Genomic DNA, 21,337 nt, shown 5'->3' with positions numbered 1-21,337 from the left:
TGCACAGAAAGCCGGAAAGAAGCCATGTACAGAAGTAGCACCCGCCTCGTCGGCGCCGTCGGTCTGCTCGCCCTCACCGGCACCCTCGCCGGATGCGGCGCGTCGTCGCAGGCCGCCCCGCTGGCCAAGTCGAGCGGCAGCACGTCCGCGCACCCCGAGTGGAGCAAGTACACCTTCACCATCGGTGACAACGGCGGTGACGGCAGCCAGGCCCTGGCGAAGATAACCGGGGCGTTCGCCGACGCGCCGTACAAGGTGAGGTTCGCCCGCTTCACCTACGGCCCGCCGCTGGTGCAGGCCGCCGCGTCGGGCGACATCGACCTGGGCGCCGTCGGCGACGTACCGCCGATCACCGGCGCCGCGAAGGAGTACGGCTTCAAGATCGTGGCCGTCAACCGCTCGCTCACGCCCGGCCAGTCCAACGAGAACATCATCGTGCCGAAGGGCTCGAAGCTGAGGACGCTCGCCGACCTCAAGGGCAAGAGGATCGCCGTGCCGCAGGGCAGTTCGGCCCACGGTCTCGCCCTCAACGCGCTGAAGAGCGCCGGCCTCGGCCCCAAGGACGTGCACCTGGTCTTCCTCGACCCGGCGGCCGGTGCCACCGCGTTCAACACCGGCAAGGTGGACGCCTGGTCGATCTGGAACCCGCAGTCGGCGATCGCGGTCAAGAACGGTGCCCGGATCCTGGCCAAGGGCCTGCCGCCGATCGATCAGACGAGCAGCTACTACGTCGCCACCGGGAAGTCGCTCGGTGACAAGACGAAGCGGGCGGCCCTGACGGACGTACTGCAGCGGCTCGCGCGCGAGTTCTCCTACGCGATCAAGCACGAGGACAAGTACGCGCAGGCCATCTCCGAGGAGGAGGGCATCCCGCTGGCCGACGCCAAGGCGTCCCTGAAGGCCTTCGAGACCCGGGTGACTCCGATCGGGAGGCCGGACATCGCGGCGGAACAGAAGCTCGCCGATGCCTTCCTGAGGGCGGGCCAGATCACCAAGAAGGTCGACGTCCCGTCGATCACGGACAACCTGCTCCCGGCCGGCTACGACAGCTCGAAGCTGACCTTCGGCTGAGCCCCGCCGTCCACCTCGACACGCAAAGGAGAGAAGACGTGAGCACCAGATCGCGGCGACTCCACCTCAACGCCTTCCTCATGGAGGCGGGTCACCACGAAGCGGCGTGGCGGCTCCCGCAGAGCAACCCACGGGCGGATTTCGACCTCCAGCACTGGGTCGGGCCGGCCCGGCTCGCCGAGAGCGCCAAGTTCGACTCGCTGTTCCTCGCGGACGGCCCAGCCCTCGTCGGAACCGGCGAATTCCGGCCACCGGGCCAGCTCGAACCGCTGACGTTGCTGACCGCACTGTCCCAGGCGACCAGCAGGATCGGCCTCATCGCGACCGTGTCGTCGACGTACAACGAGCCGTACAACCTCGCCTGCCGGCTCGCCTCCGTCGATCACGTCAGCGGGGGCCGCGCAGGCTGGAACATCGTCACCTCGGCCGGCGCCGACGAGGCGGCCAACTTCGGCCTCGACGACCGCCCGGGTCACGCGGAACGCTACGCCCGCGCCGATGAGTTCCTGAAGGTAGCCAAGGCGCTGTGGGACAGCTGGGAAGCCGAGGCCGTAGCGGCCGACAAGACCACAGGGCATTACGCCGACCCCGCGCGGCTGCACCGACTGGGCCACCACGGCAGGTACTTCAAGGTGGCCGGGCCGCTCAACGTCGAGCGCCCTCCGCAGGGCCACCCGCTGCTTGTCCAGGCCGGTTCCTCCGAGGACGGCAAGGACTTCGCGGCCCGCCACGCCGAGGCGATCTTCACCGCCCACACCACGTACGAGCGTGCGGCCGCCTTCTATGCCGACATCAAGGCACGGACCAGGGCCGCGGGGCGTGACCCGGACGGCGTGATCGTCCTGCCCGGAATCGTCCCGTACATCGGATCGACCGAGGCCGAAGCGCGCGCTGGCCGGGCAGTTGGACGGGCTGCGCATCCCGGAGTACGGGCTGCGCCAGCTGGCCGCGGTCTTCGAGACCGATCCGTCGGTCTTCGAACTCGACGAGCCACTACCCGACTTCATTCCGGCCCGGCCGCAGCTGGAGGGCTCGCAGAGCCGTTCCGAACTGATCATCGAGCTCGCGGCGCGCGAGAAGCTCACGGTACGGCAGATCATCTCCCGGCTCGGCGGCGGGCGCGGTCACTTCGAGTTCGTCGGCACTCCCGAGCAGGTCGAGGACACGATCATCACCTGGTTCGAGGGCGGCGCAGCGGACGGGTTCAACATCATGACGCCCGCGCTGCCGTCGGGTCTTGCCACCTTCGTCGAGCAGGTGCTGCCGATCCTGCGCGACAAGGGACTCTTCCGCGAGGAGTACGAGGGCACGACCCTGCGCGAGCACTACGGACTCCCGGTCCCGCCGAACCAGTTCCATGCCTGATGCGCGGCTCGGGGAGCAGTGGGCCGCCGATTCGGCCCGTCTCCCCGGACGTACCGGGAGCCGGGCCGAACGAAGCGGGCGATGCCGGGTTCCCCTGCGGCCGTGCGGCTGCGCATGGCCGTAAGCGGTCGGAACGGCGGACCGGACGGGAGCGGTGGTGAGCGGCACCGCGGCGCGCGGCCATCGTCGGACGTGATGAGGTCCCCCGGCTCCATCCGGGCACCTCGGCGATCCCCGTCTTCGGCCGGCACCCCCTGCTCGTCGCCGGACAGGCCCGGACAGCCCAGGCAGCCACCCACGGGCACTACCACCTCGGGCCGGCCCTGGGCACCCAGCTCCTGACCGAGACCGGCTTCGGCCTGCCCTTCGAACACCCAATCGTCCCGCTGCGTCAATTCCTCGCGGCAGTAGAGAAGTTGACGCAGGCCAGCCCGGCCGACCGGGCCGCAGGCGCTGTGTGTCAGCGGCGAACCTGCGGACAGGATCCTGGCTTATTCGGCGGGTCCGCGCGCCCTGGAGAAACACATGGTCCCCACCCTCACGGCCGCGGCCGAGGTGGTCGTCTTCTCGGGCACGGCGATCGCGGGAGACGCGGACCGGCGGCGTACCTGGGTACTGCTCGGCGAGCCGGCTGGCCGGGCGGCGAGTGAACTCCCGGACCGTGAACTCCCGGACCGGCCTGCGCGATCGTAACGGCCGGGCACATCAGGATCGTCCGAATTGCGCGGTATTCCGGACCGTGTGCTACGGCAACATGTCGAGCTCATGGCGGCACCGGGCAGAACCTGGTGCCGCAGCAAAGTACGGACCAGGCTGACGTGTACACATCCGTGGGCCCGCATTCGCGGCGCACATCCGTTGCTCCCTTCCGTACCCGCAGAAAGCCTCACCGCGCATGCAATCGACCTGTCTCCCCGGTGCCCCCGAGACACACATCCCGTGTGTGGTGAGGAGGTGCCGGACGTGCTGCGCCATGTGACACGCAAGGCGGTCGGCTGGCTTCTGATGATCGTGGTCGCCACGAACGCGACCTACTTCCTGGCCAGTTGGTTCCTGGACCCGCGGTCGAACTTCAAGGAGCTGCGGCCCGTCCGCAGCGAGGCACAGATAGACCGGGCCCTCGCGCCGTACAACCTGGATCCCAGGGTGCCGTTGGTGCACCGCTGGTGGGACTGGCTCACCTCGGTGACCCTGCGCTTCGACTGGGGAAAGTCACCCACCGGCGTCTCCGTCAACGGCGAAGTGGGCTACCGGGCGCTCGTCAGCGCGGAGCTGGTCGTCGTCGCGACCGTACTGTCCGTCGTGATCGGCGTCGCGCTCGGCGTCTACACCGCCGCACGGCAGTACGGCTGGGCCGACCGGGTGTCGCAGGCCGTGTCCATCGTGGTGTTCAACGTCCCCACCTCCGTCGCCGCCCTCGCCGTGGTCTTCGTCGCCATCTGGCTGAACCAGCACGCCGGGCTGCACTTCCTCTACGTCGCCGGGGAGAACTCACCGGGCGTCGAAGGGCTGCTCCCCACCATCGGTGACCGCCTCCTGCACCTGATCCTGCCCACCCTGACCCTCACGCTCATGGGCTACGTCGGCTACCACCTGACCCAGCGCTCGCTGCTGCTCGACACGCTCCACGCCGACTTCGTGCGCACCGCCCAGGCCACCGGGCTCACCCGCGCCCAGGCCGTCCGCAGGCACGCCCTGAGGGCCGCGCTCATCCCGACGGCCGCTTCCGTGGCGTTCAGTGTCCCGGCCGTCTTCACCGGCGCCGTCATCACGGAGACGATCTTCGGCTGGAACGGCATGGGCCGCTACTTCATCCAGACCATCAGCAAGAACGACGTACACGGCACGGTCGCGACGGCCGCCTTCGCCGCAGCGCTGACCGCGATCGGCGCGATCCTCGCGGACATCGCCACGGTCTTCCTCGATCCGAGGGTGACGGTGAGCTGACGTGACCACCGACGTGTCCTCCTCTCCGGCGGCCGGGCCGGCAACACAAGCGGCAGCCGTCACGCGCAAGCACACCAACCTCGGCCTCGGCCGGCTCTATCTGCGGCGCTTCCTGCGCAACCGCCTCGCCGCCGTCGGAGTGGTGATCCTCGTGCTGCTGGTGCTGTTCGCCGCCCTCGGCGGCCGATTCACCTCGTACGCGTACACCGACGCCGACTTCACCGCACTCACCCAGCCGCCGAGCGGCGAACACTGGTTCGGCACCAACCAGGGTGGCAACGACATCTACGCCTGTGCCGTCCACGGGCTCCAGCGCTCCCTGACGATCGCCGTGAGCGTGTCGGTACTGACGATCGTCCTCGCCGCGGTCGTCGGCTCCGGCGCCGCGTATGTCGGCGGCCGGGTCGAGCGGGCGACCCTCGCGGTCATCCACTTCCTGCTGATCGTCCCCTCGTTCCTCATCCTCGCGCTGGTCTCGCACCGGCTGGCCGGCGACTGGCGCGTCCTCATCCTCGTGCTGACCGTGTTCGGCTGGATGCCCACCGCACGGGTGATCTGGTCCGTCTCGACCTCGCTGCGCGAACGGGACTACGTGAAGGCGGCCGAGTTCATGGGCGTCGGCCCGCTGCGCATCATCGTCCGCCACATCATCCCCAACCTCGGCTCCCTGCTGATCGTCAACCTGACGCTCGGAGTCGTCGCGACCGTGCTCAGCGAAACCGCCCTGTCTTTCCTGGGGTTCGGCGTCCAGACCCCGGACGTCTCCCTCGGCACGATGCTCGCGGACGGCGCGAGCACCGTCACGAGCGCCCCGTGGCTCTTCGCCTTCCCCGCGGGTCTGGTCGTCCTGCTCACCGTGTCGATGACCTTCATCGGGGACGGCCTGCGCGACGCCCTCGACCCCACGTCGGTGACCGGCGCGGCAGGAGGCCGACGATGACCCTGGCGACCCCGCTGCCCACCCCGGCACCCTCCACCCAGGCCGAGCCCGTCCTCTCCGTGCGGGACCTGCGGATCTCGTTCCCCTCCGAGGCGGGCACCGTCGAGGCGGTGCGCGGCGTGAGCTTCGACCTGCTGCCCGGCCGGACCCTGTGCATCGTCGGCGAGTCCGGCTCGGGCAAGTCGGCCACCGCGATGGGCGTCATGGGACTGCTGCCGCCCTCCGCCGACCTGCGCGGCCAGGTGCTGCTCGGCGGACAGGACCTCATCGGCCTCGACGACCGCGCCCTGTCGAGGATCCGCGGCAACTCCATCGGCATGGTCTTCCAGGACCCGCTGTCCGCCCTCACGCCGATCTTCTCGGTGGGCAGGCTGCTCTCCGACGCCCTGCGGGTCCACCAGGACCTGACGAAGCGGGCGGCCTGGGAACAGGCCGTGCAACTGCTCGATCTCGTCGGCATCCCCGACCCGCGCGGCCGGGCCGCCGCCTTCCCGCACGAGTTCTCCGGCGGCATGCGCCAGCGCGTGGTCATCGCCATGGCCATCGCCAACAGACCGTCCGTGCTCGTGGCCGACGAACCGACCACCGCACTCGACGTCACTGTGCAGGCCCAGATCCTCGAGGTGCTGCGGCTGGCGCAGCGGGAGACCGGTGCCGGTCTCGTCCTGATCACGCACGACCTCGGGGTGGTCGCGGGCCACGCGGACGACGTCGCCGTCATGTACGCGGGCCGGTTCGTGGAACACGCGGACGCCGAGGAACTGTTCCGCCGGCCGATGATGCCGTACACCGCACGACTGCTGGCCGCCGTGCCGACCGTGGACGGCGGGACCCGCCGTCCCCTGGTCCCGATCGCCGGAGAGCCACCCGCCTTGGTGGGCCTCCCGGACGGCTGTCCCTTCGCAGCCCGCTGTGCCGTCGTGCTCGACGCCTGTCGCTCCGGCGAACCGGAGCTGCGCCATGTCACCGGGCACGGGCACGTGGCCTGTCTGCGTGCCGCCGAGATCGCCGACGGATCCCTGGACCCGGCGGGGGAGGCCGCGCCCGTCGCCAGGCCGGCGCCGTCGGGGCGTGCCGAGGCCGGCGAGGTGGTGCTCCGCGTCGAGGACCTCGTCAAGACCTTCCCGGTCATCAAGGGCGCCCTCCTCAAGCGCCGGGTCGGCACGCTGCACGCCGTCAACCGGGTCGGCTTCGAGCTGCGCGCCGGTGAGACGCTGGGCCTGGTGGGCGAGTCCGGCAGCGGCAAGACCACGACCCTGATGGAGATCCTCCGGCTCCGGCGGCCCGAGGGCGGCCGGATCGAGATCTCCGGCACCGATGTCGGCACGGTGGCCTCCGGCACGCGGGTACGGGAGCTGCGGCAGGACGTACAGATCGTCATGCAGGACCCCTTGGGTGCCCTGGACCCCCGCATGCCCGTCTTCCACCTGCTGGCCGAGCCCCTGCGGGCCATCGGGCGTGACCGCGAGTCGATCCGCGCACGAGTCCACGAACTGCTGACGCTGGTCGGTCTGGACGACGCGGTGAGCGACCGCTTCCCGGCCCAGCTCTCCGGAGGCCAACGCCAACGGGTCGGTATCGCCCGTGCCCTGGCGACGGAGCCGAAGCTGCTCGCGCTCGACGAGCCGCTGTCCGCCCTGGACGTCTCGGTGCAGGCCGGGGTGATCAACCTGTTGGCGCGGCTCCAGCGTGAACTCGGACTCGCCTACCTCGTGGTCGCCCACGATCTGGCCGTGGTCCGGTACATCTCCGACCGCATCGCCGTGATGTACCTGGGGCACATCGTCGAGACCGGGGACACCGAGGCGATCTTCTCCGACCCGAAACACCCCTACACCCGTGCCCTGCTGTCGGCGATCCCGATACCCGACCCCGCGCGGGAACGCACCCGCGAACGCGTCGTGCTGGAGGGCGAGCAGCCGGACGCCGCACGCCTCCCCGCGGGCTGTGCCTTCGTCGACCGCTGCCCGCTGTACCGCCGTGCCGACGACGAACTGCGGCACCGCTGCCGCACACAGCCCCCCGTGCCGGTCCCCGTGGCCGGGCGGCCCGGCCATCAGTACGCCTGCCACGGCGTGTGAACACCGGCCCCGGCGACCGGGGACCACTCTCCTTCCCTCACCGACCTGTAAGGAACCTCCACCATGCGCGCAAGACCGGTCCTGCCCGTCGCCCTGATCGCTGCCGTCTGCGTCACCGCAACCGCGTGCCAGTCCTCGTCCGGGAAGGACTCCGCGGAGTCGGACGCCAAGAACGCCCCCACGGCCGCACCGTCGGTCGCCGACTACAACCCCACGCCGTACGACCGTGTCGAGGACGGGGGCACGTACACCACGGTCGGGACCTTCGACGACCAGGGCAACCCGTTCAACGTCAATTCCACACTGACCGCGTTCCGTGTCTGGTCCTGGTACAACGCCGACGCGATCACCTACTCGCCGACCGGCGAGGTGCAGTACAACCCGGACTACTTCAGCGATGTGAAGGTCTCCGTGGAGGGCGGGAACCAGCAGGTCACCCTGACCATCAACCCCAAGGCGGTGTTCAACGACGGCACCCCGATCGACTGGACCGCGATCAGGGCCACATGGAAGGCCAACAACGGCTCCGACAAGGCCTACGCCGCCTCCTCCACCGACGGCTACGACCAGATCGCCTCGGTCGACAAGGGCAGGAACGCCAAGCAGGCCGTGATCACCTTCAAGGGGGTCGACCCTTCCTGGTCGAGCCTGTTCACCACCTTCCTGCACCCCAGGGCCGCCACGGTCGGGAACTTCAACAACGCCTACGTCAAGAAGGCGCACCCGGAGTGGGGAGCGGGGCCGTACACCGTCGGCACGTGGGACACCCACTCGGGCAACATCACGTTCGTCCGCAACCCGAAGTGGTGGGGCAGGAAGGGCAAGCTCGACAAGCGCGTCTACGTCAACCTGGAGTCGACCGCGGCGGTCAACGCCTTCAGGAACGGGCAGCTCGACTACGTCTCCGCCGTCGACGCCGAGAGCCTGAAGCAGGTCAAGGGTCTCAAGGGCACGGAGATCCGCAGCGGCGGAAGCCCCTTCGAATACGCGCTCTACTTCAACACCAAGTCCCCCGTCCTCGCCGACAAGGCCGTGCGCAAGGCCATCGAGGAGAGCATCGACCGCACCCAGATCGCGAGGATCCGGTTCCAGGGCCTCGACTACAAGGAGCCGCTGCCCGGTTCCGCCATCCTCTACAGCTTCCAGAAGGGCTACGAGGACAATGTCTCGGCCGTGCTGAAGTACGCGCCGGACCAGGCGGGGAAGGCACTCGACGCGGCGGGCTGGAAGCCTGGCAGCGACGGTGTACGGGTCAAGAACGGCCGGAAGCTCGAAGTCGGCTACACGCTCCTCGGCGACGACCCGCTGGACAAGGCGACCGCCGGCGCCTTCGCGGCGATGCTGAAACCGGTCGGCATCCGCCTCGACATCAACAAGGCCGACGAGGCGGACTTCTCCAAGATCCTCAGCGACCGCAAGTTCGATCTCTTCCTTTCGGGCAACCGCTCGATGGACCCCTTCGGCGCCCGCTACCTGTGCGACTTCTACTGCTCCGACCGCGACTCCAACCTCACCGGTGCGGGTTCGCCCGCGCTGGACGAGGAGATCCGCGCCACCAGCAGGATCGCCGACCTCGGCAAGCAGGCCGCGGCGGCCAACAAGGCCGAGCGGAAGGCGCTCCAGGAGTACGCCTTCCTCCCGCTGTTCAGCGGCCCCTCGACCTACGCCGTGAAGAAGGGACTCGCCAACGTCGGCGCGACCATCTTCTACAACCCGCTCCCGGAGACGGTCGGTTGGCAGAAGTGACCATGGTGACCACGGTCGCGACACCGTGATGGCCGGCGCCGGCCGCGTCCCGGGAAAGAGGGCCGAACGGCCCTGGCCCTTCGTCCCGGGACGGGGGAAGGATCCCGGTGGGCAGACCGATCCCGTCTTCCCGAGCGGACAGCGGCAGGGACGCGGAACAGGAGCGATCGATGGCGGACGGCGAGCAGGGCAGCCCTATCCGGGTCTTCCTGCTGGACGACCACGAGGTGGTACGGCGCGGGGTGCGCGACCTGCTGGACGACGAGCCGGACATCAGTGTGATCGGCGAGGCCGGCACGGTGGAGCAGGCGCTGGTGCGTGTTCCCGCACTGCGTCCACAGGTGGCCGTGCTCGACGTTCGTCTGCCCGACGGTGACGGCGTGACGGTGTGCCGGGAGCTGCGTTCCCGCATGCCCGAGCTGGCCTGCCTGATGCTGACCTCCTTCGACGACGAGGAGGCCCTGCTGGACTCGATCATGGCGGGAGCCTCCGGGTACGTGCTCAAGCAGATCCAGGGCTCGGACCTGGTGTCGGCCGTCCGCACCGTGGCCGCCGGCCAGTCCCTGCTCGACGCGAGCGCCACCAGCAGGCTGATGGCCCGGCTGCGCGGCGGTCAGCAGCAGGAGGAGGCGCCGGACGGCCTGCCGGGCCTGACCGACCGGGAGCGGGAGATCCTGGCCCTGATCGGCGAAGGGCTCACCAACCGGCAGATCGGCCGGCGTCTGTACCTGGCCGAGAAGACGGTGAAGAACCACATCTCCCGCCTGCTGGCCAAGCTCGGCGTGGAGCGCCGTATCCAGGCCGCCGTCATCGCCACGCAGTTCGAGGACCGGCGGAGGCGGGAAGGCCACTGAATTCCGGGGCCGGCGCACCACTCGCAACGGGATGCCGCCCGTACCGCGCGCAGGGCACGGGTGTCGATGGTGGCGTCCGAGGGCGGGCGCGGCGAGGACGGCCGTCGCCCCGCCCCCTGTGGCGGCGGGGCGACGGCCGTGGCGCGAGCGTCGTGCCTCCCCCGACACGGGAAACTCGCGCGGATGTCCTCACGGCGCCTGGGGTGCCCACGGGAGAACCGCCCCATCTCGAACGAGCCGTAAGGACATGGCACCGTCGGCCGGTTGACCCCGTGTCTCAGGGGCCCGGCCGCAACTCCCGCTTTCGATTGTCGGGTCTCGCGACGTACCGGCCAGGGGGCTGAGCGGTCCATTCCGGGGGCCGAACGGCCTATGCCGTTGTCATCAGCAGCTGTAAGGAGCAGGCGAGTTGACTCACCAAGGCTCTCGCGCTCCTCGCCGGTGCCCCCGGAATACTGCCTCTACTCCGGTTCCTCCACGGGCTCGTAGTCGAACCAGTCGAAGCGAACCGTGCCTGTCGCGGCGTACATGCCGATCACGCGGCCGGTGAAGCCGCCGGCGACCTCGGTCGACAGGTAGCGGCCGTCGAGGGTGGCGAGTACGTCGAAGGTGCCGTCGGGTCGCTCGACGCCCAGGGAGACGACGTCGGGTCCGGTGCACGGCCCGTGCGGAGGCGGCGGTTCGGCGATCGTGAGGGCGAGGACCACCGGTCCGGCGGGCAGGGGGTGCACCGCCATCACCGTGCGCAGGTCGCCGATGCGCGCGATCACCTTCACCTCGGTGCCGTCCGCTTCGACCGCGCAGTGGTGCCGTTCGTCGAGCCGGACGGCGAGGCCGCCGCGGCCCGCCGAGGCATCGACCAGGGTGCGCGCCCGGCACGACAGGTGCTGCTGGCGCCGGCCGGTGAACACGACGTCGGGCTCGTCCAGGGAGTCGCCCCGCGCCCGGAGCGTCAGCCATCCGGAGCGTTCCCTGGTCGTGCAGTACTCGGGGGAGCGGTCCCGCAGGGAGATCCAGTGCGGTCGCAGTTCGCTGAGCTCGAAGTCGTCCCGCGGCTCGTCGACCGGGCCCGGGCAGGGCGGCCACGGGAGCGGGGCCGGGTCCAGGGCGACCTCGCCGACGACCGGCCAGCCGTTGTCCCAGGTCACCGGCGCCAGGAAGGTTTCCCGGCCGAGCACGTGCCAACCCGGGGTGCCGCCGCGTGGCCGTACCCCGAGCAGCACCATCCACCAGGAGCCGTCGGGCGCCTGCACCAGATCCGCGTGCCCGGTGTTCTGCACGGGATGGCCGGTGCTCCGGTGGGTGAGGACCGGGTTGGCCGGGCACGGCTCGAACGGGCCGTTGGGCGTACGGCCGCGGGCGATGGACACGCCGTGGCCACGCTCGGTGCCGCCCTCGGCGATGAGCAGGTACCAGTGGTCGCCGATCCGGTACAGGTGCGGAGCCTCCGGGGCCTTGGCGCCGGGCGTGCCGGACCAGAGCCTGCGCGGTGGACCGTACGTCTTCCCGGTGTACGGGTCGATGCGGACCTGCGTGACGCCCGCGACCGTGCACCAGCAGGTGCCGTCCTCCTCCCAGGCGAGATCCGGGTCGATGCCCCGGACTCCGGGCAGCCGGACGGGCTCGGACCAGGGTCCGGCCGGGTCGGTGGCCGTCACGATCAGGTTGCCGCCGCCCTCGCTCACATCGGTGACGATCAGCCAGAACCGTCCGTCGTGGTGGCGCAGGGTCGGGGCGTAGATCCCGCCGGAGGACGGCGTGCCGGCCGGCAGCAGAAGCTGGGACGGCCGGTCCAGTGCGTTGCCGAGCTGCGTCCAGTGCACCAGGTCGCGGCTGTGGAAGACGGGCACGCCGGGGAAGTACTCGAAGCTTGAGCAGGCCAGGTAGTAGTCGTCCCCCACGCGGCAGATGCTGGGATCCGGGTGGAAGCCGGGGATGACGGGGTTGGCCGCACGGGCGGCCGGCTGCTGAAGGGGCACCCCTGTCGGTCCTTCTGTCGGGTGCATGGACACGGTCCTCCCGGAGAGGTCGTTGAAGCGCTTCACCAGCTCGGTGAAGCTAACGGACGAGATCCTTGCGCGACAAGGGGCGAGAATTGAAAGGGCTTGAACCAGTGAAAAATTCTCTCCAGTAATGGACATTCGAAGCGCTTCGATAATCCGTCGCCGGTGGCGGCGACAGCCACGGCGGGATGATCCCCGCTTCCCGTGGCCGGTCTCGGCGGGCCATGTCCACACTGGATGCACGGGACCGTGCTCAGCGGGTGGTGATCGCCTGCCGGCCGTGCGGGTGGGAGGTGTGCATGCCCGTGCAGATCGCGGGGCGGATGCCTGCCCTGCCGCGCCTGGTGACGTGGTGGAGTGACCGTGATCCGGATCTGGCGGCGACGCGGCGGGCCGGGCGGACCGCGATCGTCATGCCCGCCCTGTTCGCGCTGTGCAGCCAGGTGTTCCACTCTCCGACGATGGCGAGTTTCGCCGCGTTCGGCTCCTTCTCGATGCTGCTGCTGGTCGACTTCAGCGGCCCGATGGTGGAGCGGCTGCGCGCGCAGACGGGCCTCGCGGTGGCCTGGGCGGCACTGATCAGCGTAGGGACACTGGTCGCGCACCTCACCTGGCTCGCCGTGGTCACCACGCTCCTGGTCGGCTTCGTCGTCCTCTTCTCCGGTGTGGTCAGCTCACTCCTGGCGGGCAGTACGACGGCGCTCCTGCTGGCCTTCGTCCTGCCGGTCGCGACACCGGTGCCGCTGTCCCAGCTGCCCGACCGACTCGCGGGCGCCGGGCTGGCGGCAGCCCTGGCGCTGCCCGCCGTCTCCCTGCTGTGGCCGAGGCCCGTCGCCGATCCGCTCAGCGCTCCCGCGGCCGCGGTCTGCCGTGCCGCCGGCGCACACCTGCGCGCGGACGCCTCCGGCCTCGGCGGACAGGGACCGGTGGCCGACGCCGCGCGGCGCCGGGCGGCAGCCGACCGGACCGCCGACGCGAGCGCGGAACTGCGCAGCGCCTTCGACACCACCCCATACCGGCCCACCGGTCTGTCCACGACCTCACGCGCCGTGGTCCGCCTGGTCGACGAGCTGACCTGGCTGTGCACCATCCTCGCGGACCGCCCCGCCGACACCGACGAGCCCCCGGCCTGCGACCCGGCCGCGCGCACCGTGCGCCTCGTCGCCGCGGACGTCCTCGATCACGCCGCGGACCTCCTGACGGACATGCGCGGGGACGCCGCCCCGCTGCGGGCCTCCATGGAGGAACTGCGGCAGACCATGAAGGGGATGGAGCAGACCTCCACCGTGCGCCTGCCCGCCGACCACCCGGTCGGTGACAGCCCGGCGGAGATCTACGCGTTCATCTCCACACTCGACCTGTCCTTCCGCGCCCAGGAGCTCGGGTACGCCGTCCTGCAGATCGCCGGCAACGTCGAACTGGCCACCACCGCATGGCAACGTCCCTGGCCCGACCGGCTCCTCGGCCGCGAACCCGGCGCGCTGTCCGCACCGCTGGCCCTGGCCCGCGAACGCGCCGCGGCGCACCTCGGACCGCGCTCGGTGTGGCTGCACAACAGCCTGCGCGGAGCCGTCGGACTCGCCATCGCGGTGCTCACAGCCGACCTGACGGGGGTGCAGCACTCCTTCTGGGTGCTGCTCGGCACCCTGTCCGTGCTGCGTTCCAACGCACTCAGCACCGGCCAGAACGCCCTGCGCGCGGTGCTCGGCACCGTGGTCGGCTCGTTCATCGGCGCCGGGCTGCTGCAACTGATCGGGCACCACGGCACAGCCCTGTGGTTCCTGCTCCCTGTCGCCATCCTCTTGGCCGGCATCGCTCCCGCCGCCATCTCCTTCACCGCGGGGCAGGCCGCCTTCACCGTCACGCTCGTCGTGCTGTTCAACATCGGCCAGAACCCCGACTGGCACATCGTCCTGTTCCGCGTGCAGGACATCGCCCTGGGCTGCGCCGTCAGCATCGTCGTCGCGCTGTTCTTCTGGCCCCGTGGTGCCACGGCCGCCGTCCACAAGGCTCTCGCCGAGGCGTACACCGACAGCGCCCGCTACCTGGTCGACGCCGTGCGCCACGTCCTCGGCCCGTCCGGCCCGGCGGATCCCGACGCGCCGGTCGGCGATCCGGTGCTGCGGAACCGCGAGGCGGCGGCCTCCGCCCGCCGCCTCGACGACGCCTTCCGTACCTACCTGGCCGAACGCGGCGCCAAGCCCCTGCCCCTGGCCGACATGACCGCGCTCGTCACCGGCGTGGCCGCCCTGCGCCTGGCCGCCGACGCCGTCCTCTCCCTGTGGCGGGGTGTCGCTCCGCCGCGCACCAGGGTCTGCCGGACCGACGCCCACCGTGCCCTCGTCGGCGCCGCGTCCCACGTCATGGAGTGGTATTGCGGCTTCGCGGCCGGCCTCGACCACGAGGCGCCCATTCCCGAGCCCGTCCCGCTGCATCCCCAGGCCGCATCACAGCTCGTGGAGTCCGTCCGCACCGACCTCGTCGACGGCCGCGGCCAGGCCACGGCCACCGCCGTACGCATCATCTGGACCCGCGACCACATCGACGTCGCCCGCCGCCTCCAGCCGAGCCTCGCCGCCGCGGCGCAGGGGTATGCCGCGCGTTGACGCGCGCCGTTCGCCGGGAGCCACAACTCGCTTGTCGACGGACCGTGTTGACCGGCTCGCGCATCGTCAGCGATCCGTCAGGGCCAGGTCAGCCGCCTGTGCCAGGGTTGTTCACGTGAACGGCGGTGCGGGAGACCGGACGGCCGGGAGCATCGGGAGAGGTGCCCGGAGTGGTTTATCGGGGACCAGCGAGCAACGCCTCACGGTCGGATCCCACGGGGTCCACGCAGGTTCGAATCCTGCCCTCTCCGCAGTTGCGCGGCGGTGTGCTCCAGCAGTATCTCCAGGGCCACCGGATAGGCGCTGTGCGGCATGTACCGGGCGAGCAGGTGTGCCGTCGCGGCGATGTTCGGATGGGACTCGGCGGGCAGGCGCGCATAGGTGGAGTGCCACATCTCCTCGTCGCCCGCGCGGGCCTCCTCCGCCAGCGCGAGCGAGCCGGCGTCGAGCGCGGCGAAGGCCAGGCTCTGGTCGATGAACGCGTGGTACACGCGCACCGCCACGGCGTCGGGCAGCCCGGCTCCGCGCAGGATGCCGAGGATGGTCTCGTCCACCGCGATCTCGCGCGGTCTGCCGGTGACCCGGCTGGCGGTCAGGACGGCGGCCTGCGGATGGGCGAGGTAGGAGGCGTGGATGGCCCGGCCGAGCGCCCGCAGGTCCGTCCGCCAGTCCCCGGTGGCCGTCCAGCTGTCGAGAGCCCTGCCCATGAGCTCGTCCCCGATGGCCCGGGCCAGATCGTCCATCCCGGCGAAGTAGCGGTACAGCGTGCTCGGATCGGCGCCCAGCGCCGCGCCGAGCCGGCGTGCCGTCAGCCCGGTACTCCCGTGCTCCCGCAGCACACGCAGGGCGGTGCGCACGATGATCTCCTCCGACAGCACGGTGCCGCCGCGCGTGGGCCGCCGTCGCTGACGTGCCGCCTCCGGCACCACTTGCTTCGCCATGTCCCTCGCCTCGCCCTTCCGTCGGCACCCGCTTCCGTCCTTATGCCAACGCGGTTGACCTTACATCCCGGTGTCGCGTTGCATCGACCCCCGTGACCCTGTGCGGAGGCGCTCGCCTCCCGGGAGAAAGGTGTGTGACATGCGCGTACTTCTGGTCGGCGCGGGCGGCGTGGGGACGGCCGTCACCCGGATCGCCGCTCGTCGCGAGTTCCTCGCCCACATGGTCGTCGCCGACTACGACCTCGCCCGTGCCGAGGCCGCGGTCGCGGCGCTCGGGGAGCAGGCGGCCCGCTACAGCGCGCGCCGGCTGGACGCCTCGGACCGGGACGCGGTCCGCCGGATGCTCCTCGAGGAGCGGTGCGACGTGCTGCTCAACGCCACCGACCCCCGGTTCGTGATGCCGCTGTTCCAGGCCGCCCTGGAGGCCGGCACGCACTACCTGGACATGGCGATGTCACTGTCCGCGCCGCATGACTCGCGCCCCTACGAGGAGTGCGGCGTCAAGCTCGGGGACGAACAGTTCGCGCTGGACCGGCGCTGGGCGGAAGCCGGACGGCTGGCACTGGTCGGAATGGGCGTCGAGCCGGGCCTGTCCGACGTCTTCGCCCGGTACGCCGCCGACGAACTCTTCGACGACATCGAGGAGATCGGCGTCCGGGACGGCGCCAACCTGACGGTCGAGGGCTACGACTTCGCGCCGTCCTTCAGCATCTGGACGACCATCGAGGAATGCCTCAACCCACCGGTGGTGTACGAAGAGGGCCGCGGCTGGTTCACGACCGCTCCGTTCAGCGAGCCCGAGGTCTTCGACTTCCCCGAGGGCATAGGCCCGGTGGAGTGTGTCAACGTCGAACACGAAGAAGTGCTGCTGATACCGCGCTGGGTGGATGCGCGTCGTGTCACGTTCAAGTACGGGCTCGGCGACGACTTCATCGCCAAGCTGAAGACCCTCCACGCGCTCGGCCTGGACTCGACGGCCAGGGTGAGCGTGCCCGGGAACGACGGTCCCGTACTGGTCTCGCCGCGCGACGTGGTCGCCGCGTGCCTGCCCGACCCGGCCGGCCTGGGGGAGCGGATGACGGGCAAGACCTGCGCCGGCACCTGGGTCAAGGGCATCAAGGACGGGAAGGCCCGGGAGGTGTACCTGTACCACGTGGTCGACAACCAGTGGTCGATGCGGGAGTACGGCTCACAGGCCGTCGTCTGGCAGACGGCGGTCAACCCGGTCGTCGCCCTGGAACTGCTGTCCACCGGCGCCTGGTCCGGAAAGGGCGTCCTCGGCCCGGAAGCCCTGCCCCCGCGCCCCTTCCTGGACCTGCTCACCGAGTACGGCTCCCCGTGGGGCCTGCGCGACGGCAGCTGACCCGGCGGTCGCCCTGGCGTGACACCCAGCGCCGTACCGGGCGGCGGGTGGGCGGGTACGGGCGCTGGAGATCAGTAACGCAGCGCCGTGCCGACGGTCGCGTGCACCTCGCCGTTGAGCTTGCGGTTGCTGCGGGCGGTGCCCTCGCCCGAGGCGCCGGCGGCCACGTCCTTGAGCGTCACCACGACCACGTCCAGCAGATTGCCGCCCTTGTCGGTGAAATTGACCTGGACCGCGAAGGACTTGGCCGAACCGGCGGTGTTCTTCGCGGTCACCTTGGCCGTGGCCCGGCCGTCGCCGGCGATGGCGACGGCACCGAGCGTCACCTCGTCCTTGGCGTTCACCCCGCCCTTGGCCTCGTCGAGCCTGCGCCTGGCCTCGGCCGAGGCCGAGGCCAGCGCGTCTGCCCCACGGGAGGCAAGGGAGGCGGCGGCGGAGGAGGCCACCGAGGCCGCCTTGCTGGCGTTGCCGGAGGGGTTCCCGGAGCCGGAGCACCCGGTGACCGCGACCGCGATCACGGCCAGCACCGCGCCTGCCGTGCGCCGTGTCCCGTGCCCATTCATACCGTGACTCCCGTGACCTCGGAACGAACTGTTCCCCTCAGTGAAAAGCGCATGGCTGTGACCCGCACATCGAGTGAGATGCACGGGTGTCACAGGCACCCGAACGGTCCCGTCGGAGGTCAGTGGCCCAGGAGCAGTCCCGTCCCCGACACGTCCGCGCGGATGCCGTCCCTGCTCACCGTCACCCGCTGCAGGCGTACGGCGCCGTCAGGTGGGCTCGGCAGCCGGAAGGCGAAGGAGAAGCGGTCGGCGATCCGGGGCCGGGTGAGCTTGGTCAGGGCGGTGAGCAAGGAGAGGTCCAGGCCCAGCCGCTCCAGGAGCTTCGGGTGGGCGAGGGCCACGTCCAGGAGGTTGACGCGGGTCAGATCGTGCAGGAACCGCGGCGCCCCGGTGAGTTGGTGCAGCTTGTCCTCGTCAAGGAGCGCGGCGCGCACCGCGCTGTCGGGGACGCCCAGGCGGTGCACGATCTCCGGGACCGTCAGCAAGGCCTTGATCTTCTGCTCCTCGCGGGCGAGACGGCGCGCCGAGGCAGGGGTCAGCCGGAGGCCCTCGGTGGGCCCGGTGCCGGGCCGGTACGTGGCGAGGTCGTCGATATCGAGCCGTATGCCGTCCACAGAGGTGGCGATGCCGCGGTCCCCGTCGCGCCGGACGCGGGCGTCGGCCCGTACGCTCAAAGCGCGGCCGGCGACACGCAGGGTGCCGTGGGCCCGGACCCCGCCCGGGCCATGCGCCGTGAACGCCACTTGGGAGGCGCCCAGTTCGCGGTTCATGTCGGCGAAGGACAGCAGGACCTGACCGTGCACCTGCCGGACCAGCGCACCGCGTATCGCGGTGGGCCCGTCGCCGTCGAGGCGTATGTCCTTTGCGGTGGCGGTGACCTGAGTGAGGGTCACCCGGTGGGCGGGAATGTCGGGGACGGTGACGGAGACCGAGTCCAGGCGTTGCGCGGCCAGTTGGGTGAGGAAGGGGAAGCCGCCGATGTGGACCTCGGGGGCGGCGACGAGATGCAGCTTGTCCTTGAGCTGCTGCGAGGCCTTGTGCTCGGCGTACAGCAGCGCCCACCGGTCGGCCAGGGTGACGAGACAGGCGAGGGTGAGCACCCAGACGAGGACCCGGGCCACCGTGGGCAGACCGGTGGCGCGGTTGCGACGGCGGCTGCCACGCCGGTGATTGGGCGGTGTCCACGGCTCCTCGGCGTCGTCGTCCCGCCGGGTCGCCGCGGCGTCGTCGGTGAGGAAGTCGTCGAGCGGATGGTCTGCCAGCGAGGCCAGTTCGTCGTACGGATTACGGCGGAGCGGAACCATCTCGGTGGGAGGTCCGTCCGACTGGACAGCATGATGCGTCTGGTTGTGGGGGGTACGCATCGGTAGATTTGATCATATAGTCATACCCGGGGCGCAAGTCCTCCTTGAAGCAAGGCGCGAAATCAGCCACGGATTGCCGGCTTTCCGGGAGCACGCGTCCGGCGGCCCTCCGCGAATCGGGGAGTTCCCCGATCGTGCACGAGCGGGCTTCTCGCCGGTGGCGGCGGCCCGGAGACCTCCACGTGGGCGGGGCGGAGCAGCCGGGCACCGAGCCGGTAGCCCGGGCGCAGGATCTTCGTGCAGACCAGCTGGTCGGTGCCCGGGCAGACGTGATGGGTGACGGCGTCGTGGCACGCCGGGTCGAAGGGGTCTCCCTTCTCCCCGAAGACCTCGAGTCCCAACGAGCCCAACTGCGCGGCAAGGGTGTCGGTGATGTCCCGCAGGCCCGGCGTCATGGGCTCGTGCGCGCACGTGCGGTCGACGGCGTCCAGGACGGGCAGCAGGGCGTGCAGGACGTTCGCCACGGCGATCTCGCATACGGCCATGCGGTCCCGGCGCACGCGCTTGCGGTAGTTGTCGTACTCGGCCTTCACCCGCTGCAGGTCGGCCGTGCGTTCCTCCAGCAGACGCCGCAGCTGGGCGGGGTCCGGATTCTGCAGCCGGCCCTTGTCCATCGTCAGCCCGCCTCCGGCTTGTCGTCGTCGACGATCTCGGCGTCCACCACGCCCTCGTCCGAGGAGGCGGCGGAGGAGGTGTCCGCACCGGGGGACGTCTGGCCCTCCGCGCGAGACCTCTCGTACATCGCCGTACCGATCTTCTGGGCCGCCTCGGCCGCACGTTCCGTGGCCTGCCGGATCGCGGCCGTGTCCTCGCCCTTCAGCCGCTCCTTCAGCTCGCTGATCGCGCTCTCCGTCTCGCTCCTGGCGTCCGCCGGGATCCTTTCGGGGTTGTCCCTGATGAGCTTCTCGGTGGAGTAGACGAGCTGTTCGGCCTGGTTGCGGGCCTCGGCGTCGTCGCGCCGCTTGCGGTCCTCCTCGGCGTGCTGCTCGGCTTCGCGGACCATGCGGTCGATGTCGTCCTTGGGGAGCGCCGAGCCGCCGGTCACCGTCATCTTCTGTTCCTTGCCGGTGCCGAGGTCCTTGGCGGAGACGTGCATGATCCCGTTGGCGTCGATGTCGAAGGCGACCTCGATCTGCGGCACTCCGCGCGGCGCGGGTGCGAGGCCCGTGAGCTCGAACATGCCGAGCTTCTTGTTGTACGCCGCGATCTCCCGCTCGCCCTGGTAGACCTGGATGGTCACCGAGGGCTGGTTGTCCTCGGCGGTGGTGAAGATCTCCGAACGGCGGGTCGGGATGGTGGTGTTGCGCTCGATCAGCCTGGTCATGATGCCGCCCTTGGTCTCGATGCCGAGGGACAGCGGGGTGACGTCGAGCAGCAGGACGTCCTTGACCTCGCCCTTGAGGACACCGGCCTGGAGCGAGGCGCCGACGGCGACGACCTCGTCGGGGTTGACGCCCTTGTGCGGGTCCTTGCCGGTCAGCTCCCGCACCAGGTCCGTCACCGCCGGCATACGGGTCGAGCCGCCCACCAGGATGACGTGGTCGATGTCGGAGACCTTGATTCCGGCGTCCTTCACCGCGTTGTGGAACGGGCCCTTGCACCGCTCCAGCAGGTCCGACGTCAGCTGCTGGAACTGGGCGCGGGTCAGCTTCTCGTCCAGGTGCAGCGGCCCTTCCGCGGAGGCCGTGATGTACGGGAGGTTGATGTTGGTCTCCGTGGAGCTCGACAGCTCGACCTTGGCCCGCTCCGCGGCCTCCCGCAGACGCTGCACAGCCATCTTGTCCTTGGCGAGATCGATGCCGTAGCTGTTCTTGAACGTCGTGACCAGGTGATCGACGATCCGCTGGTCCCAGTCGTCGCCGCCCAGGTGCGTGTCGCCGTTGGTCGCCTTGACCTCGATGACGCCCTCGCCGATCTCCAGCAGCGACACGTCGAAGGTGCCGCCGCCCAGGTCGAAGACGAGGACCGTCTGGTCGTTCTCCTTGTCCAGGCCGTACGCCAGCGCGGCAGCGGTCGGCTCGTTGATGATCCGCAGCACGTTCAGGCCGGCGATCTCCCCGGCCTCCTTGGTCGCCTGCCGCTGGGCGTCGTCGAAGTAGGCGGGGACGGTGACCACGGCGTCGGTGACGTCCTCGCCCAGGTGCGCCTCCGCGTCCCGCTTCAGTTTCTGCAGCACGCGCGCGGAGATCTCCTGCGCCGTGTAGCGCTTGCCGTCGATGTCCCCGTGCTCGGGGAACCGCCAGCCATGATCGCCCATGTGCCGCTTGACGGAACGTGCGGTGCGATCGACGTTGGTGACCGCCTGCCGTTTGGCGACCTCCCCGACCAGCACCTCGCCGTTCTTCGCGAATGCCACGACCGAAGGCGTCGTACGGGCCCCTTCGGCGTTGGTGACCACGGTGGGCTCGCCGCCCTCGAGGACCGAGACCACGGAGTTCGTCGTTCCCAGGTCTATACCGACTGGACGCGCCATCTCGACTCTCCCTCCTGCCT

At 70.4% G+C, this 21,337-nt stretch carries 14 protein-coding genes and 3 pseudogenes; 11 read left to right on the top strand and 6 right to left on the bottom strand.

The window, feature by feature from the left end; translation table 11 throughout:
* Window positions 1-24 precede the first annotated feature (24 nt).
* The 8 genes and pseudogenes from FB563_RS42325 to FB563_RS42290 all read left to right on the top strand — a co-directional run bounded on the left by FB563_RS42325 (window position 25) and on the right by FB563_RS42290 (window position 10,004).
* Window positions 25-1,071 (top strand): aliphatic sulfonate ABC transporter substrate-binding protein, encoded by a 1,047-nt coding sequence (locus FB563_RS42325; RefSeq protein ID WP_055706214.1) that lies wholly within the window; start codon window positions 25-27, stop codon window positions 1,069-1,071.
* Window positions 1,072-1,151: 80 nt separating this feature from the next.
* Window positions 1,152-2,597 carry an NtaA/DmoA family FMN-dependent monooxygenase gene (locus FB563_RS42320; protein WP_483030219.1) on the top strand — a complete coding sequence of 482 codons (1,446 nt, stop codon included), beginning with the start codon at window positions 1,152-1,154 and terminating at the stop codon, window positions 2,595-2,597.
* A 3-nt stretch (window positions 2,598-2,600) separates the two neighbouring features.
* A pseudogene (locus FB563_RS42315) lies at window positions 2,601-3,129 on the top strand (LLM class oxidoreductase); the annotation flags it as partial.
* Between the two features lie 270 nt (window positions 3,130-3,399).
* Window positions 3,400-4,383 (top strand): ABC transporter permease, encoded by a 984-nt coding sequence (locus FB563_RS42310; RefSeq protein ID WP_055706219.1) that lies wholly within the window; start codon window positions 3,400-3,402, stop codon window positions 4,381-4,383.
* A 100-nt stretch (window positions 4,384-4,483) separates the two neighbouring features.
* A complete protein-coding gene (locus FB563_RS42305; RefSeq protein ID WP_055706220.1) occupies window positions 4,484-5,323 on the top strand; it encodes an ABC transporter permease in 840 nt (279 codons plus the stop codon).
* Window positions 5,320-7,404, top strand: coding sequence for a dipeptide ABC transporter ATP-binding protein (locus FB563_RS42300; protein WP_055706215.1), 2,085 nt, complete (start codon window positions 5,320-5,322; stop codon window positions 7,402-7,404). The genes FB563_RS42305 and FB563_RS42300 overlap by 4 nt, the downstream gene beginning before the upstream one ends.
* Window positions 7,405-7,467: 63 nt before the next feature.
* On the top strand, window positions 7,468-9,150 hold the full coding sequence (locus FB563_RS42295; protein WP_199832815.1) for an ABC transporter family substrate-binding protein: 1,683 nt from the start codon (window positions 7,468-7,470) through the stop codon (window positions 9,148-9,150).
* A gap of 170 nt (window positions 9,151-9,320) precedes the next feature.
* A complete protein-coding gene (locus FB563_RS42290; protein WP_055706216.1) occupies window positions 9,321-10,004 on the top strand; it encodes a response regulator in 684 nt (227 codons plus the stop codon).
* Between the two features lie 461 nt (window positions 10,005-10,465).
* On the opposite strand, the gene FB563_RS42285 is transcribed toward FB563_RS42290, so the two are convergent.
* Window positions 10,466-11,983: a glycoside hydrolase family 43 protein gene (locus FB563_RS42285; protein ID WP_234357752.1), complete on the bottom strand. Its 1,518-nt coding sequence runs from the start codon at window positions 11,981-11,983 to the stop codon at window positions 10,466-10,468.
* Window positions 11,984-12,306: 323 nt separating this feature from the next.
* On the opposite strand from FB563_RS42285, the gene FB563_RS42280 reads away from it, so the two are divergent.
* Both FB563_RS42280 and FB563_RS43425 read left to right on the top strand, forming a co-directional pair.
* Window positions 12,307-14,613, top strand: a complete 2,307-nt coding sequence (locus FB563_RS42280) for an FUSC family protein (protein ID WP_079048768.1) — start codon at window positions 12,307-12,309, stop codon at window positions 14,611-14,613.
* A gap of 155 nt (window positions 14,614-14,768) precedes the next feature.
* Window positions 14,769-14,864, top strand: a pseudogene (locus tag FB563_RS43425).
* Here FB563_RS43425 and FB563_RS42275 read toward each other — a convergent pair.
* Window positions 14,862-15,554 (bottom strand): annotated as a pseudogene (locus tag FB563_RS42275) (TetR/AcrR family transcriptional regulator); the annotation flags it as partial. The pseudogenes FB563_RS43425 and FB563_RS42275 sit on opposite strands and share 3 nt — an antisense overlap.
* 139 nt (window positions 15,555-15,693) lie before the next feature.
* Here FB563_RS42275 and FB563_RS42270 point away from each other — a divergent pair.
* Window positions 15,694-16,917 carry a saccharopine dehydrogenase family protein gene (locus FB563_RS42270; protein ID WP_055706218.1) on the top strand — a complete coding sequence of 408 codons (1,224 nt, stop codon included), beginning with the start codon at window positions 15,694-15,696 and terminating at the stop codon, window positions 16,915-16,917.
* Window positions 16,918-16,988: 71 nt separating this feature from the next.
* On the opposite strand, the gene FB563_RS42265 is transcribed toward FB563_RS42270, so the two are convergent.
* The 4 genes from FB563_RS42265 to dnaK all read right to left on the bottom strand — a co-directional run bounded on the left by FB563_RS42265 (window position 16,989) and on the right by dnaK (window position 21,317).
* Entirely contained in the window at window positions 16,989-17,480 is a 492-nt protein-coding gene (locus FB563_RS42265; protein WP_142219294.1) for a hypothetical protein, read from the bottom strand.
* A 119-nt stretch (window positions 17,481-17,599) separates the two neighbouring features.
* Entirely contained in the window at window positions 17,600-18,844 is a 1,245-nt protein-coding gene (locus FB563_RS42260) for an LmeA family phospholipid-binding protein (protein ID WP_079048990.1), read from the bottom strand.
* A 62-nt stretch (window positions 18,845-18,906) separates the two neighbouring features.
* Window positions 18,907-19,458, bottom strand: coding sequence for a nucleotide exchange factor GrpE (gene grpE, locus FB563_RS42255; RefSeq protein ID WP_079048991.1), 552 nt, complete (start codon window positions 19,456-19,458; stop codon window positions 18,907-18,909).
* A gap of 2 nt (window positions 19,459-19,460) precedes the next feature.
* Window positions 19,461-21,317, bottom strand: a complete 1,857-nt coding sequence (gene dnaK / locus FB563_RS42250; RefSeq protein ID WP_055708817.1) for a molecular chaperone DnaK — start codon at window positions 21,315-21,317, stop codon at window positions 19,461-19,463.
* Window positions 21,318-21,337: the final 20 nt, after the last annotated feature.

It is taken from the genome of Streptomyces puniciscabiei, from assembly GCF_006715785.1.
Classification (GTDB): domain Bacteria; phylum Actinomycetota; class Actinomycetes; order Streptomycetales; family Streptomycetaceae; genus Streptomyces; species Streptomyces puniciscabiei.
This window is presented reverse-complemented; position numbering and strand designations above follow the sequence as displayed.